General features: G+C 71.2%; 13 protein-coding genes. 7 read left to right on the forward strand and 6 right to left on the reverse strand.

The window, feature by feature from the left end:
* Positions 1 to 9: 9 nt before the first annotated feature.
* From AB0A90_RS25720 to folP, 5 genes are all read right to left on the reverse strand, one after another.
* The gene (locus tag AB0A90_RS25720; RefSeq protein WP_357252858.1) at positions 10 to 1242 is read right to left on the reverse strand and encodes an ABC transporter permease; all 1233 of its coding nucleotides are present in this window, start codon (positions 1240 to 1242) and stop codon (positions 10 to 12) included.
* A gap of 119 nt (positions 1243 to 1361) precedes the next feature.
* Positions 1362 to 1901 carry a DUF3180 domain-containing protein gene (locus AB0A90_RS25725; protein ID WP_357252861.1) on the reverse strand — a complete coding sequence of 180 codons (540 nt, stop codon included), beginning with the start codon at positions 1899 to 1901 and terminating at the stop codon, positions 1362 to 1364.
* Positions 1902 to 1920: 19 nt separating this feature from the next.
* Positions 1921 to 2448 (reverse strand): 2-amino-4-hydroxy-6-hydroxymethyldihydropteridine diphosphokinase, encoded by a 528-nt coding sequence (gene folK / locus AB0A90_RS25730; RefSeq protein WP_357252863.1) that lies wholly within the window; start codon positions 2446 to 2448, stop codon positions 1921 to 1923.
* Positions 2445 to 2813 carry a dihydroneopterin aldolase gene (gene folB / locus AB0A90_RS25735; RefSeq protein ID WP_357252866.1) on the reverse strand — a complete coding sequence of 123 codons (369 nt, stop codon included), beginning with the start codon at positions 2811 to 2813 and terminating at the stop codon, positions 2445 to 2447. Before folB ends, folK begins: the two co-directional genes overlap by 4 nt.
* Positions 2810 to 3685, reverse strand: coding sequence for a dihydropteroate synthase (folP, locus tag AB0A90_RS25740; protein ID WP_357252869.1), 876 nt, complete (start codon positions 3683 to 3685; stop codon positions 2810 to 2812). The genes folB and folP overlap by 4 nt, the downstream gene beginning before the upstream one ends.
* Before the next feature lie 355 nt (positions 3686 to 4040).
* Here folP and AB0A90_RS25745 point away from each other — a divergent pair, with 355 nt between their 5' ends.
* The 7 genes from AB0A90_RS25745 to AB0A90_RS25775 all read left to right on the forward strand — a co-directional run bounded on the left by AB0A90_RS25745 (position 4041) and on the right by AB0A90_RS25775 (position 12528).
* The gene (locus AB0A90_RS25745) at positions 4041 to 4355 is read left to right on the forward strand and encodes a hypothetical protein (RefSeq protein WP_074315118.1); all 315 of its coding nucleotides are present in this window, start codon (positions 4041 to 4043) and stop codon (positions 4353 to 4355) included.
* A 12-nt stretch (positions 4356 to 4367) separates the two neighbouring features.
* Positions 4368 to 4730 carry a hypothetical protein gene (locus AB0A90_RS25750; protein WP_357252872.1) on the forward strand — a complete coding sequence of 121 codons (363 nt, stop codon included), beginning with the start codon at positions 4368 to 4370 and terminating at the stop codon, positions 4728 to 4730.
* A gap of 70 nt (positions 4731 to 4800) precedes the next feature.
* Positions 4801 to 8232 (forward strand): ATP-binding protein, encoded by a 3432-nt coding sequence (locus tag AB0A90_RS25755; RefSeq protein ID WP_357252874.1) that lies wholly within the window; start codon positions 4801 to 4803, stop codon positions 8230 to 8232.
* Between the two features lies 1 nt (position 8233).
* Positions 8234 to 10186 (forward strand): MFS transporter, encoded by a 1953-nt coding sequence (locus AB0A90_RS25760; protein ID WP_357252877.1) that lies wholly within the window; start codon positions 8234 to 8236, stop codon positions 10184 to 10186.
* A complete protein-coding gene (locus tag AB0A90_RS25765) occupies positions 10183 to 10740 on the forward strand; it encodes a hypothetical protein (RefSeq protein ID WP_357252880.1) in 558 nt (185 codons plus the stop codon). The genes AB0A90_RS25760 and AB0A90_RS25765 overlap by 4 nt, the downstream gene beginning before the upstream one ends.
* Positions 10737 to 11915, forward strand: coding sequence for a M23 family metallopeptidase (locus AB0A90_RS25770; protein ID WP_357252883.1), 1179 nt, complete (start codon positions 10737 to 10739; stop codon positions 11913 to 11915). The genes AB0A90_RS25765 and AB0A90_RS25770 overlap by 4 nt, the downstream gene beginning before the upstream one ends.
* Positions 11916 to 11928: 13 nt before the next feature.
* On the forward strand, positions 11929 to 12528 hold the full coding sequence (locus AB0A90_RS25775) for a hypothetical protein (protein WP_357252886.1): 600 nt from the start codon (positions 11929 to 11931) through the stop codon (positions 12526 to 12528).
* Between the two features lie 2 nt (positions 12529 to 12530).
* Here AB0A90_RS25775 and AB0A90_RS25780 read toward each other — a convergent pair whose 3' ends face one another.
* Positions 12531 to 13094: a hypothetical protein gene (locus AB0A90_RS25780; protein ID WP_357253053.1), complete on the reverse strand. Its 564-nt coding sequence runs from the start codon at positions 13092 to 13094 to the stop codon at positions 12531 to 12533.
* Positions 13095 to 13174: the final 80 nt, after the last annotated feature.

Genomic DNA, 13174 nt, shown 5'->3' on the forward strand with positions numbered 1-13174 from the left:
CCACAGTGATCACCGCTCGTCGGCGTCCCACCGAGGCGGGCTGTCCTCCCAGCGCGGATCCCGCCACGGGTCGACCGGTTGCGGCGCGGCCGGCGTCGGCAGCGTCGGCGGCCAGTTGTCCACCGACTGTGACTGCGGCATGGTCCAACCGGTGCTGATCGTGCCGTCGGTGACCGGTTCGGGTGGTTCGGTGTTGCCCGGTCGGGGCCGACCGAACGTCTCGACCAGCCGGGTGACCAGCAACCCGACGCCGAGAGCGGCGCCACCCACCGCCCAGGTGCTCAGCGTCCAACCACGCTCCGGCGCGTACGCCTGGAAGACGGTGACCAGGCTGACCGCCAGCAGGGTGCCGAACACACCGCCGCGCCGCCCGTACGCGCTGGTGCCGGCGAGCAGGGCCACCCCGATCGCCAGGACCGTCCAGTCCAGCCCCGAGGTGGGTGCGACCGACCTGGGCTCCGCGACCGGCCCGGAATGGTTGGCGGCGACCAGGACACCGGCGAGGGCGGCCAGCACGGTGGAGCAGACCAGCGCGACCGCGGTGACCACGGCAGCCACCGCGCCCCGCCGTCGAGCCGGGTCGGCGATCGGCCGGTACCTGCCGACCAGCCGGCGGATCGCCCGGATCGCGCCGAACAACCCGCCGAGGGCGGCCACCGCCGCGAAGCCGGCGAACAGGTATCCGGCGCTGCGCCCCGGGTCGTAGTCGCCCTGCACCAGCACGGGCGCGGAACGGCGTTCGATGAACACCACCACCCCGGCGGCGCCGGCCAGGCTGGCAGCCCAGCCCGGCACGTGCAGCACCACCACGGCCAGCGCCAGCGCGAGCCCGCCCAGCGCGGCGACCGCCACGGCCGGGCCGACCGACGCGGGCAGGCCCCGATCACCCTGCTCGGCGTAGTGCAGGGCGGTGGCGACCGCGACCGGCCCGATGGCCAGGTTCGGTGCCGCCGTCCGCAGGCTCAGCCCGGCGGCCAGGACGAGCAGCCCCAACCCGACGGCATCGACAAGCAGCGTGCGCAGGTTGTCGGCGCGCAGGGCGGTCTGGTCCTCCTGCCAGAGCAGCCAGCCCACCGCCGCCACCGCGGCCAGCAGCACAAGCTCCCAGCCCACCTGAACGCCGATCCGATCCCGGCCGGGCTCACCGTGGGTGGGGTCGTCGAAGACGTTCTCCAGAACGGCGGCCGGCACCCCGGACGAGGGCTCGGCCGAGCGGTCCCGGCCCGCTTCTTCGTAACCCATCACGCCGCCTCCCAGTGGCCGGCCGTCCCCGGTCCGGCGCGCGGACGGGACCCTGGGCGGCCCTTGCTCTCCGATCGCAGGCACCGTACCCGCGCTCGGAGCCGGGCGTAACCCCCTGCTCAGCGCTGGCCGGGGCGACTCTCCCGTGGGTCCTGCTCGTGTTCGTCGTCCGGGCGTTCCGGCACCCGGCAGGAGCGCTCGAGCCACAGCGCGGCGCCGACCAGGGCCAGCGAGGCGAGCAGACCCCCGCCCGCGGCCGGTCGGTCGTCCAGGGCCGCGCGGGTGGTCTCCAGGAACAGCCAACCGGTGAGCCCCGCGTAGAAGCCGGCGAAGATGGCCCCGGCCAGCGCCGACGCCTTGGCCAGCACGACGAGGCGGGCGACCAGCAGTGGATCGACCGCGTCCCGGCCGGGCTTGCGTTCGATCCGGCCCCGGGTGTTGATCGCGGCGTACCCCTCGAGCACGGCGAGCCCGGCCAGCGTCACCACCGGCAGCCAGGGCAACCGGGGAACGCCGCTGTAGTAGAGGCTGCTGATCAGCAGCCAGGCCACCGCCGCCGCGGCCAGCGCGGCCACGACCAGTGTCGAAATCCGGGTGGGACCCATTCGGGAGCGGTCCGGGTCGGACCCGCCCGGTGGTGGGGACTTCGCCTGGGTCATGCCGGCCGGCTCCGCTCGGTCATGCCGTCGACTCTAACGCCAACTCCGGCCGGGGACGCAGTTCCAGCGCGTCGTCCGCCGCGGGCCCGGTGGTGAGCAGGTCGGTCAACCAGCCGTGGCCGGGCAGCCGACCGTACGGCTGGATGTCGATCCACGGCCGCAACACGAAGGCCCGCAGGTGCGCCCGGGGGTGCGGCAGGGTCAGCTCCTCCTCGTCGCTGAACACCGGCTCGTCGTCGTCGCCCCAGACCGCGATCACGTCCACGTCGAGGGTGCGCGGCCCGAACCGCCGCCGCGGGTCACGGACCCGGCCGGCCGCCCGCTCCGCGTCGTGAGCCCGCTCCAGCCAGTCGCGGGGGGTCGCGCTCGCGTCCTGGGCGAGCAACACCGCATTGAGGTACGCGGGCTGGTCGGTGTCGCCCCACGGTGGAGTCTCGTACACCCCGGAGAGCACGAGGACGGCGTCGCCGAACGTGGCGACGGCGGTGCGCAGGTGCTCCAGGCGGTCGCCCAGGTTGCTGCCGAGCGACAGTACGGCCCTGGTCATCGGTCCCGCGTCCGGGTCATGGTGACGGCCACGTCGGTGAAGGTGTGCGGCACCGGAGCCTCCGGTTTGTGAACGGTGATGGTGGCGGTGCGCACCCGCTCGTCGGTCAGGCAGACCGTGAGGAGTCGATCGGCGAGGGTCTCGATCAGGTTCACGGGCTCGCCGGTCACCACCGCGACCAGGCGTTCGGCCAACTCGCCGTAGTGGACGGTGTCGGTGACGTCGTCGCTGGCGGCGGCGGGGCCGAGGTCCAGCTCCAGGACGGCGTCGACAACGAAGTCCTGCCCCTGTTCACGTTCGAAGTCGTACACCCCGTGCCGGCCGTGTGCCCGCAGGCCGGTCAGGTGGATCCGGTCCGTCGTCATCGCCGTACCTCCTGCCTGTTGTCGTGGTGCGCGCCGGCCAGGCGCGGTCTGCCGGTCGCGACCCAGACGGCCAGGGCGTCGACCGTGGCCCGCACGTCGTGCACGCGAACGCCCCAGGCGCCCGCGGCGACCGCCAGCAGGCTGGTCGCCACCGTGGCCGCTTCCCGCTCGGCGGTCGGTCGTGGGGTGCCGTCCGAGGCGGCGAGCAACCTGCCGAGGTACGACTTGCGGCTGGCACCGAAGAGCAGCGGACAGCCGAGATCCAGCAGCTCCGGCAGACGGGCGCTGAGTTCCCAGTTGTGCGCGGCCGTCTTGGCGAAGCCGAGCCCGGGATCGACGATGAGGCGGTCGGCGGCCACCCCGGCGGCCAGCGCCGCGTCGATCCGTTGGGCCAGCTCGGCCCGGACGTCGGCCACGACGTCGCCGTAGCTGGCCAGTTCGCGCATCGCGCGGGAGTGGCCACGCCAGTGCATCAACACCCAGGGGCAGCGCGCGTCGCGAACCACGCGGGCCATGTCCGGGTCGGCCAGCCCGCCGGAGACGTCGTTGACCACCGCCGCCCCGGCCGACAGGGCGGCCTCCGCCACCCGGGCGCGACTGGTGTCGATGCTGACGGCCACGCCCGCGGCCGTCAGTTCGCGGATGACCGGCAACACCCGGGCGGCCTCGGTGGCGGCATCGATCCGTTCAGCGCCCGGCCGGGTCGACTCGCCGCCGATGTCGATCAGGTCCGCACCGGCGTCGCGCAGACGGACGCCGTGTCCGACGGCCGAGTCGAGGTCGGCGTACCGTCCGCCGTCGGAGAAGGAGTCCGGCGTGACGTTGAGGACGCCCATCACCACGGGGCCCGAGGCCCGCACCAGATCGGTCACGACTAGACGGTACCGGGCGCGGTAGCGGCGCCAACCGACCCGGGTCAGCTCAACCGACCACCCCTGACGTGCTCGTTAGAACAGGTGTACGATCGGTCATCCGGGCAGTATCAGGCCGTCCCTTCGCGGCTTGTCGCAATCCGGGGCGGGCCGTACGCTTTGGAATTGGCCAGCATCGAGATGGCGAAGCTTGGAGGGAGGGCCGAAGCGGGGAAAATCCGCCCAAACCTCGCCACCCTCCGTGGTGAGTAACGAACGCAGGGTCAAGAACGCCATGCCCTGCGAGGCAGATTTCCCGTCCGGCTTGCCTATCGCACCGCCGCGGCACCGCCGGCCGCGCTATGGGGAGGTTCCAGTGATCGCCTTCGAGCTCATGGAGACGGCGTCGTCCGGCGTCGCCCACGCGCTCTCCACCCTGGCGTCGACTCCGCTCGCGGAGCCGGCACCGAAGGGGATCGACACGAACAGTGTGGTCACCTTCTTCGCCAGCAAGATCGCGCCGATCCTGCTCGCCGTCCTGGGCGTCATCTTCATCGGCCGAGCCAGCCGAGGCGAGATCTCCAAGGTGCTGACCAGCTCCGCGATCGCAATCGTCGGGCTCGCCTTCATCGCGGGCGCGGCAACACTCTTCTTCGTCGGCGATTACCTGATCGACCTGATCTTCGAATAGGCGCGTTACCAGATGCGGCTGCGCACCGACGACGACATCTACCGGGCCCGCCTGGTCTACCTCGGGCCGCCCGGTTACACCCTTCCGGTCCACCTGCCCTACGCCCAGTACGGGCTCTTCATGCTGCTGGTCCCCCTCTACATGTTCATCCACTGGCTGTTCACGTTCACGGTCGAGCTCTTTCCGGCCTGGGAGATCGCGCTCGCCATCGTGACCACGTCGTTCATCTTCCGGCACGTCGACCCCGATCGGCCGGCGCGGGTGGTCATCCGCACCGCGCTGACCGACTGGCGACGCACCCGGGAGCCGGCGATCGAGCAGCGCGACCCGCGCCTGGTCGGCAGCCGGATCAGGATCCGGGAGGAGCTGGCATGACCGGGCGTACGTCGATCGGTTCGTTCCACGACGCGGGTGGGAGCCTGCTGCCCTTCCCGAAGGCGGTCGCATGAGTCGCTCGTCCACGCCGGGCTCTCCGGCCGGCCACCCGGCCGTGCCGGCCGGTCACCGTGCGCAATCATTCGACTACGCCGAAGACGAGGACGAGGTAGCGCTCGATCCTGCGCTGGTGACGTCGCCCGGTCACGGTGCGGTGGGCGTGTTCCAGGCGCCCCGGCCGATCCCCCGCCGGACGCCACCCGCCGAGCCGAGCGCGGTGTCGGCGGGCGAGAACGCCGACATCGACTCCCCCTTCCTGGACCTCTTCGGTGGGGCACGGCCCGGTGCCGCGCGAGCCGTTTCGGCCGGTCCGAGCACCCAGGAGCAGCAGGCGATCCCACCGAAGGCGCCGCCGCAGGTCGGCGCGGCGCCGGCCCGTCCGGTTCCCGAGCTGGAACCACCATGGACGCCCGACGACCAGGCCCACGGCGGCCCCCGGCCCATCGAGCCACGCCACGGCGGTGGCCACCCGGCCAGCGAGTCCCGGGTGCCGCACCAGGCCGGCGATCGGCTGCCGATGCTCCGCCCATCGGGTGAGCCCAACCGGACTCCCACCACACCACCGGCAGGCACCGGTCCCGTCAGCGGACCCACAGGCACCACGCCGGGACGCCGTCCGACGGCCACCCCGCAGCGTCGCCCAGCGACGCCGGCAGGCCGACCGGCAGCTCCGACGGCCCCGGTCGAACAGCCGGCCAACAGCGGCCCCACGGAACGGCCGGCGCTGGAGCGCGCGCCGCATCGCGCCGCCGACCCTGATCATCGGCCCGAGGACACGGGCACCGAGCCGACCGGCCGGGAGATCGCCCCGTCCCGACAGCGTGCCGCGAGCCGACCGGACCGACCGACCAAACCGACCCGGGTCCGCGCCCCGAAGATCAAATTCGGCGATCGGGACCCGTCGGTCGAGCTGGCCATCACCGAGATCGCCGGTCACCTGACCTTCACCCCCAACACCGTGACCGCCTGGTACTGGCTGCCCGAGGTCCGCTGGGCATTCCGGCCGGACGCCGAACGCGAAGCGCTGTTGTCAGCCATCTCCGAGCAGTACGCCGGCCTGGCGGGCTTCCGGCTGCACCTGCGCCGCACCACCCGGCCGTTCCCCGCCGACGAGTGGGCGCGCACCATCGACGCACACACCCCCGCGCCGCTCGCCGACGTGGCCGGCACCACCGGTTGGGCCGATCACCTGGTCGCCGCCCAGCGGCACCTGATGGCCGTCAACCACGCCGAGGGGCAGACCTATCTGGGCGTCACCTTCGCCCGCCGCTCCCTCGGCGACTCGCTCACCGAGCGGGTGCTGCGCACCTTCGGCCGGGGCACCGCGGAGGGCGAACGCCGCAAGCTGGGCCGCACCGTGGAGCAGTTCGACGAGGTGCTCGGCGCGTTCGGCATGCGCGGCCGGCGGGTCACCGCCCAGGAGTTGGAGTGGCTGCTCTACCGCTCGGTGGCGCTGTGCATGTCCCCGCCCGGCACCCTCTCCCCGGTCACCGACGGGCGCTGGGAACGCGGAGACCTGCTCGCCCTCACCGAACAGGTGGAGCGCTACCGCACCCCGTACGGCTCGACGGTGAAACTCGTCAACCGGATGACCGGCGAGGAACGACACGTCGCCGTACTCGCCGTCGGCCGGATGGAGCCACTGGAGATCCCCGAGCGGCACGAGCCCTGGCTGCACTTCCACGAGCGGCTGCCGTGGCCGATGGAGATCTCCACCCGCGTCGACATCCTCGGCTCCGGTGACTCCTTCCGCAATCTCGAACACCGGCTGCGGATGATCCGCTCGCAGCAGCTCGACTACGCCGAGCACGGCATCGACGCACCCCCGGAGCTGGAGCGACTGGCCAAGCGCGCGCTGGTGATCGGCGACGAGATGACCACCGGCCTGCCGGTCGACTCGGCCCGCGCGCACGGCTGGCACCGGATCGCCGTCGGCGGCCGGACCAGGGAGGAATGCCTGGAACGCGCCCGCCGGCTCATCCAGCTCTACTCCCGCGAGCTGCGCATCTCCCTGCAACACCCGAAGAACCAGGACTGGCTGGCCCGCGAGTTCATCCCCGGCGAGCCGATCGCCAACACCGGCTACGTCCGCCGCATGCCGGTGCCGCTGCTCGCCGCCGCGCTCCCCCAGGCCGCCTCGAACGTGGGCGACCGGCGGGGCGACCTGATCGGGCGGACCGCCGGCACCTGCCGCCGGCCGGTCTTCCTCGACCTGCACTTCCCCATGGAGGTCCGGGAACGCTCCGGGCTGGCGGTCTTCGTCGCCGAACCGGGCGGTGGCAAGTCGACACTGCTCGGCGCGCTGGGCTACCTGGCCGCGCGCCGAGGTGTCCAGGTGACCCTGCTCGACCCGTCCGGGCCGCTGGCCCGCCTCTGCGCGATGCCCGAGCTGCGCCCGTACTCCCGGGTGTTGAACCTGACCGGCTCGGAGCACGGCACCCTGGCGCCCTACTCACTCATTCCCACCCCACTGCGCAGCGAGTTCGCTGCCGGCGCGGCTGGCGACCGGGAGTTCGAGATCGCGGTCTCCAACGCCCGGGCCGAGCGACGGATGCTCGTCCAGGACATCTGCATGATGCTCGTTCCGCCGCAGGTGGCCCGGGAGGCGTCGACCGCCACCCTGTTCCGGCACGCGGTCCGGCAGGTCCCCGCCGAGGAGACGTCCACCCTGGACGACGTGGTGAGCTGCCTCGGCCGTCTGGACGACGACGCCGGCAAGGAGCTGGCCAACCTCCTGCTGGACACCGCCGAGATGCCGCTGGCGATGCTCTTCTTCGGCCGGCCACCGGAAGGGCTGCTCGGTGCCGACGCCGCACTCACCGTGATCACCATGGCCGGGCTGCGGTTGCCCGACCTCAAGATCGAACGGGAGTACTGGTCCGCCGAGGAGGCGCTGGCCCTGCCGATGCTGCACACCGCGCACCGGCTCGCCGTCCGCCGCTGCTACGGCGGATCGATGTCGTCCCGCAAGCTCGTCGGCCTCGACGAGGCGCACTTCATGGAGGGTTGGCGGTCCGGGCGTTCGTTCCTGGTCCGGCTCGCCCGGGACTCCCGCAAGTGGAACCTCGCAGCCCTGGTCGCCTCGCAGAACCCGCGCGACATCCTCGGCCTCGACGTGCAGAACCTGGTCTCCACCGTCTTCGTCGGCCGGATCGCCGAAGACGCCGAGATCGCCTCCGAAGCGCTGCGCCTACTACGGGTGCCGGTCAACGACGGGTACGAAGCCACCCTCGCCTCGCTCTCCGCCGCCGACACCAGCTCGTCCACCCGGCTCGGCTTCCGCGAGTTCGTGATGCGCGACGTCGACGGCCGCGTGCAGAAGGTCCGCGTCGACGTCTCCTACGTCGAAGGGCTGCTGGACCACCTCGACACGACGCCCGCCGCGATCGCCGCGGCGGCCGGCGTGCTACCGAGCATCTCCCTGCCGGATCTGGAGGCGTGACATGGCGAGGGCCTGGGCAAGGATCGCGTCGTTCCTGCTCGCCCTCGGCGTACTGGCCGGGGCCACCGTCACCTGGCCGCTGATCGGCGCGGAGGCCGCGGCCGCACCACCCGCCGCTCAGGCCCGCGCCGACCTCTGCACGACCAAGGAGTGGCAGGCCGACTTCCGCGCCTGCGTGGGGAAGTTGCAGGCGGTCAGCGAGGACGAGGTCAAGTGCCGTAACGCGCCGACCCCGGGCACGCCGGATTCCGGGCTTGCCGGCTGGTTCGCCGGCCGCCCAGAATCCGCTAAGGAGCTTGGGCCGAAAGGGCTCTACAGCGACTACGGCTACGCCGGCTACAGCTATCCGACGTATGACATCCCGGGCGGCTGCGCGTCGTCTGTCCTGCACCCGGACTACAAGTTCACCACGACCGTGGCGAACGGGGAGTTCATGATGGCCACCGCGATCGTGGGGGCCTCCAATGCGCTACGTGAGCGGGCCTGGGATCCGCGATCGATGTGGGGTTGGGCCGACCCGCTGGTGGAACAGGCGACCAAGGCCGTGTACCAGAAGGTGTTCAGCGTCTTCGGCATCGTCACCCTGTGCGTTGTAGGGCTGTACCTCCTCTGGCGGTCCCGCCAGTCAGACATGAGTAACGCGATGACCACCGCAGGCTGGGCACTGCTGGTGATGGTCGCGGTCACGGCGCTGGCCGCCTGGCCAGTAAAGTCAGCAAATATCGCGGACGGCACCCTGGTCACCAGCCTGGGCGTGGTGCACGATGCCGTGGGTCCCGCAGCCCGGGACACCCCACCTGACGAATGCGACGACTCAACTCCTGGGGCTTGCAAGGACAACCGACCACCCGCCGTACGAGCCAGTGACACGGCGACCGAGGCGATGCTCTATCGGAACTGGTTGCGGGGAGTCCTCGGCTCAGCCGACAGCGAAACCGCCCGTAAGTACGGCCCCGCGCTCTACGACGCCAAGGCGCTGTCCTGGGACGAAGCCGAGAAACTACGCGCCAACCCAGCTACTCGGGAAGCGACGATCACGGCGAAGCAGCAGCAGTGGGCGCGGGTGGCTCAGCAGATCCAGACCGAGGACCCGGAGGCCTATGAATACCTCCAGGGAGTGCGGGACATGGACCGGGTCGGTGCCGGATTCATTGCCGTGCTGGCCTCGGTGCTCTTCGCCATGTTCGACCTGACTGCATCGCTGCTGGTTCTGCTGGGCTTCTTGATCTTCCGGTGGGCGGTGATCGCGGCACCGATCCTGGGCACGGTCGGCCTGCTACGGCCGGCCAGTGCCGGGCTGCGACGCTTGGCGAACGCTGTTGTCGCCGCGGTCTTCAACATCGCGATCTTCGGCACCGGAGCCGCGGTCTACCTGTTTGCTGTCGATCTGATCATGAGCACGCCCACCCTGCCCGGTTGGCTTCAGGTGGTGCTGGTCTGGCTCTGCGGGGTGGTCGGCTGGCTGTTGCTGCGCCCGTACCGGCGGATCACCCAACTCGGCGGCAAGGACAGCAGCGAGGCGGTCAGCTCGGCTGGGTCCTGGCACCGCCGGTTCTTCCGGGACATGCGAGTCGCGGCGCGCCTCGATGTGGTGGAGCCCGGCGGCACGGCGGAGCCGGTGGGTGGACGTCGCCGGTCGCCGGTCGCCGAGCAGACCCGGTTGCGCCCGGAGGCGCGCAGGGAGGACCCGGTACCGACGCCGACCGCTCCGGTCGGGCCCCAACGCACTGACGTCACGAGACCGGACGGTCAGGAACGCGCCGATGAGGCCACGAGGGAGGAGACCGTTGGCCAGGGCCGTAAGGTCCCGCCCCAGCCTCGGCGGCGGCAGCCGGCGACCTGGACCGAACCCGACGTGCCAGCCGAGAACCCGTCGTTCGTGGTCTACCGACCGGGCTCCTCTGAGCGCGCGCCGGACCGTACCGGACCTCGGGTGCGCTCCGAGGCACGGTGACGGCGATGCGACGGGCCCTGGAGTTCCTCTTCAGCCGGGCGCTGCGGTCCCGACTGGGGGTGGCGCTGGTGATCGCGGTGCTCGTCTTCGGCGTGATCGGGGCCGCCCGCCTGGTCTCCGGTCCGCCCGGCCCGGCGGACGGACTGAGCAACCGGCCGGACCGGCCGATTACCACCGTGGACCCGACGGCCGGTGACGATGGCGTGATGTCCACCGAGGCTCCGCCGTCACCGGTCACTCCGGCGGGTGCCCGCACACCGGAGCAGACCGCCGACCGGTTCGCCAAGGCCTGGCTCGGCGGGCCTGGGATTGCCGCCGATCAGTGGCAGGCCGGGCTTCGTCCGTTGTCGACGGCGGCGTTGACCGAGAAGCTGTCCGGCGCCGACCCCGGCGGGGTTCCAGCCGAGCAGATCACCGGGCCACCGGAGGTGCGGGCGCGTACTCAGACGTTCGTCGAGGTGCTGCTGCCCCTGGACACTGGTCGACTCCGGCTGGAGTTGGTCATCGCCGACGACGGCTGGCTGGTCGACGTGCTGGATTGGGAACGGCAATGACCGTCGGCGGTGACGCGCCGCCCCCTCTGCGCCGGCGCCTGAGGGTCGGGGTGATCACCGCGATCGTGACCGGAATGCTGCTTCTGCTCTGTTGCACCGGCGGCACTGCCGCGTTCTTCCTCAGCGGGCTCGGTGGCGACGCGGAGAACGGGGACACTTTGGCCGGTTGGGGCTGCGGCCCGATCCGTCCGGTGAACATCACCGGCGAGTTGCCGAGGTTCACCGAGTACGGCGACGCAGAGGTGCGCAACGCCGCGATCATCATCAAGGTCGGCCAGGATCTGGGCGTGCCCTCGCGGGGCTGGGTGATCGCCCTGGCCACCGCGATGCAGGAATCCGCCCTGCGTAATCTGGCGAACAGTGGCGTCCCCGAGTCTCTGGCGCTGCCACACGAGGGAGTCGGGGCCGACCACGACTCGCTTGGCCTTTTTCAGCAACGGCCTGGCTGGGGGTCGGTCGCCGAGCGGATGACACCCGCGTACACCGCTCGGAAGTTCTACGAGAAGCTCGTCAAGGTACGGAGTTGGCAACGCCGGCCACTGACCGTGGTGGCGCAGCAGGTGCAGATCAGCGCCTATCCGGACGCGTACGCCAAGCACGAGGAGATGGCCAGCAAACTCGTTGATGCCCTTGCCGGCGGGGCGGCCCGCACCGTCCAGATCAACGGCAAGGCCGTGTGCAACGCCGCCGAGCATGGCGAGATTGCCGCTTCCGGCTGGACCGCCCCGATCCCCGGCGATGTCGGTTCCGGATTTCGGACCGCCGACCGTCCCAGCCACAACGGGGTCGACATTGGGGCGGCCAAGGGCACCGAGATCCGAGCCGCGGCCGCCGGGCGGGTTCTGGTGGCCCGTTGCGACCCGGACAACCAGGGACGACGTAGCTGCGACGTGGACGGGTACCCCGGCAAGGGTGGCTGCGGGTGGTTCGTCGACCTGCTGCACGCTGGCGGCAACATCACCCGGTACTGCCACATGGTGGTCCGCCCCCTGGTCACACCGGACCAAATCGTGCCAGCTGGCGAGGTCATCGGGCAGGTCGGCAGCAGTGGAAACTCGTCGGGGCCACACCTGCATTTCGAGGTGCACCTGCGCGGCGACCGGTCCAGCCGCGGTGCGATCGATCCGATCCCGTTCATGCGCGAGCGGGGTGCCCCGCTACGCGCTGCCGAGTGAGGCCACCGCGGGCATGACCGGACCTATGCCGGACCCCTTCGCCGACCAGCCCGACTGGGCGCCCCGGCCACCCCGCCCGCTGGCCATGGTTCCCGCCACTGATCGGGTGGAGCTACGCGGGCGGCGGGTGCTCGTCGGTCTACCGGGGTTGGGTTGGCGAGGAGATCTGCGCGCGGACGACCGGGTGGTGCAGAGCGCCCGAACCTATGTGCCGGTGATTCCCGAGCACGAGTGGTACCGAGCCGAGGCCGACCAGGTCGAGGTGTTCGCACCGCTGGTGCCGGTGGAACGGGTCTGGGTGGAGACCGTTGGCAGCCGGCCGGAGTCGGAGAGTCCCCGCGAAACTGGCATTCGGTTGGTCTCGTTGGACGGCCCGGCACACCGGGCTCCCACGCCAGTCTTCGAAGCCGACGCCGTCACCGGCCGCCGGGTGGTGCACGTCGAGGGCGGTCTGGAGCGCCGTGATCTACGCGCGGTCACCGAGACCTACTCGGGTGCCGAGGGGGACATCTGCGTCCGGATCGCTCCGGAAGTGGAGTGGTACCGCTGGGCCTGGCGTGGCCAGTCGCCCACCACCTTGGAGGTTCCGGTTCATCTGCTTTGGATCGAATGACGTCAGCTTGCCTGCGCACCGCCGCATACTCGCCAGCCATCTTCGTCCTCGACGACGCTGAACGTCCAGTCCTCTCGACGACCGCTCCGGGGAACGCCATTCGCAGACCCAGCGATGGTCAGCGTCGTGCCGACGGATTCACCGTCAGGAGACGGCGTCCGAGTCAATGGGCCCCAACTGACCCGGACGGTCACGCCAAACTTTGATTCACGCTGCTCAATCTCAACTCGGAGATCTCGAACGGCCTGAAGGTCGGCGCCGTCTCCGCAGGTGAAGAGGTCTGCTCTCGCGTCATTACGATCGACGAGAAACGCGCGCAGATAGTTGTCGACCACCACGTCGGGAGCGCTGCGGTCTGGGGCGGACGCGCGGTGGTACAGCACAAGGCCGGTAGCGAGCCCGCCGAGGCAGAGCAACGTGAGCACCCCGGCAACGACCGTGAGCATCGTCCGCATTCGGCGGGGCGGCGGCTGCGTCTGTGGCGGCACCGGGGCAGGTGGTAGCTGCTCGGATGATGCCCGTTGGGCCGGTACGTGGGAGACCTGGGAACCGGCGGGGGGCTGCACTGATTCCACCTCCTGACGTTATCGGCTGGAGGCCCCTGAGCCAATGCCCCAGATCCAGCGGATCGTGACGGACCCCTACC

This window comes from Micromonospora sp. NPDC049204 (assembly GCF_040647935.1).
Classification (GTDB): domain Bacteria; phylum Actinomycetota; class Actinomycetes; order Mycobacteriales; family Micromonosporaceae; genus Micromonospora.

Bases quoted from the DNA above. Each gene is read 5' to 3' on its own strand.
- folB (WP_357252866.1), bottom strand. From the start codon at position 2,813: ATGACGACGGACCGGATCCACCTGACCGGCCTGCGGGCACACGGCCGG.
- AB0A90_RS25775 (WP_357252886.1), top strand. From the start codon at position 11,929: ATGACCGGACCTATGCCGGACCCCTTCGCCGACCAGCCCGACTGGGCG.
- AB0A90_RS25725 (WP_357252861.1), bottom strand. From the start codon at position 1,901: ATGACCCAGGCGAAGTCCCCACCACCGGGCGGGTCCGACCCGGACCGC.
- AB0A90_RS25755 (WP_357252874.1), top strand. From the start codon at position 4,801: ATGAGTCGCTCGTCCACGCCGGGCTCTCCGGCCGGCCACCCGGCCGTG.
- AB0A90_RS25720 (WP_357252858.1), bottom strand. From the start codon at position 1,242: ATGGGTTACGAAGAAGCGGGCCGGGACCGCTCGGCCGAGCCCTCGTCC.
- AB0A90_RS25760 (WP_357252877.1), top strand. From the start codon at position 8,234: ATGGCGAGGGCCTGGGCAAGGATCGCGTCGTTCCTGCTCGCCCTCGGC.
- AB0A90_RS25750 (WP_357252872.1), top strand. From the start codon at position 4,368: ATGCGGCTGCGCACCGACGACGACATCTACCGGGCCCGCCTGGTCTAC.
- AB0A90_RS25770 (WP_357252883.1), top strand. From the start codon at position 10,737: ATGACCGTCGGCGGTGACGCGCCGCCCCCTCTGCGCCGGCGCCTGAGG.
- folK (WP_357252863.1), bottom strand. From the start codon at position 2,448: ATGACCAGGGCCGTACTGTCGCTCGGCAGCAACCTGGGCGACCGCCTG.